Origin of the sequence: Prevotella brunnea, from assembly GCF_008016795.1 — a bacterium.
Lineage (GTDB): Bacteria > Bacteroidota > Bacteroidia > Bacteroidales > Bacteroidaceae > Prevotella > Prevotella brunnea.
In genome coordinates, this window is the sequence record NZ_SDIK01000023.1 from 1 (window position 1) to 1,168 (window position 1,168).

1 protein-coding gene is annotated in these 1,168 nt (G+C 41.9%); it reads right to left on the reverse strand.

Annotated features, from left to right (window positions below; all coding sequences use genetic code 11):
• Window positions 1-440: 440 nt before the first annotated feature.
• Window positions 441-1,148 carry a response regulator transcription factor gene (locus ETF27_RS03835; RefSeq protein ID WP_240048120.1) on the reverse strand — a complete coding sequence of 236 codons (708 nt, stop codon included), beginning with the start codon at window positions 1,146-1,148 and terminating at the stop codon, window positions 441-443.
• Window positions 1,149-1,168: the final 20 nt, after the last annotated feature.

Here is a 1,168-nt window from a genome sequence, read left to right on the forward strand (position 1 = left end):
ATTTTATCATGGTCGAGAGATTTTATCAGCTGACCATATACCGGCTGTCCGAAGAAATGTGTACTTTTGCCCATGTTATCTGAGTTTGGAAACAAAAGCAAAGATAACAAAAAGGGCTGATACCTCGTGAGAAGTGTCAGCCCTAATTCATAAAAAATGTGGGATGTTTAGCGGACAGTAATAATAAATAACAAGTTATTCCCCACTAATCTTCCGCTGATTCGAAAAAACACAATAGAAAATTGACGGGCTATATCTCGGAATGCTTTACAAAAAGTGTCGGACATTCAGAATCCGGCAGTGGTCTCACTCATAAGCTCAGAAGAATGACAACCAGGATTTTTCAGATGTTTCACCAATCTCAAAAGAAACACTCAGCGATCGTTGAGTTGATGAAGCAGTTAAAGCTAAGGTTTGCACATGTCAGCCAAAGAATCCAGCTAAAGAAGTTTGTTGTTGGTGGCAAATGACAGCGCTTCGGTGATATTTGCTACCTTCAACCGCTCAAACATATTTCTACGATAGAACTTAACGGTGTCAACCGATTTACACATTCTTTCGGCTATCTCATTTATGGTCAACCCCGAAGATGCAAGCCGGAGCATATCCTTTTCTTCCTCTTTCAGCACTACCCCCTCCTGCTTAATCCACCGATGTCCTTCCAATGAGTACCTCCAATAGTCAGACTTTCCATCTTGATGAAACTCTATGTGTCCCGCCGTATCATGCGTTGAGAGCGAGACGATGCACATCGCAATCCACACTTTTCCCTCGTCGGACAGCAGAATCGGGGTGAGTTTATGATTTATCAGGATTTTCTTCCTGTCATACAGCAAATGAAAATCATAGGTTACGTAGCAGCTTTGTCGTTCCTCCATGGGAAGAGAATCGAATAATCGAAAGCCCCCACTGTTGATCTGAACCAGCATTGATTGCTCTTCTTCGGGTACATATTTTAGATAATAGGCATAACCGAGCTCTCTCACCTCTTGAGACGAGAGACCGCAAAGAAAGAGCGGATTGTCTGATACATACAGGAAATTTTGTTGTGAGTAATCAATCAGATAGACACTTTGATACGACAACCGAGAAAAGGCCTCTACTGTACGGATTAACGGAACAATATGCCCATATTGTTCATTCTCTATGGTAGTGTCCTTAAAAGTGT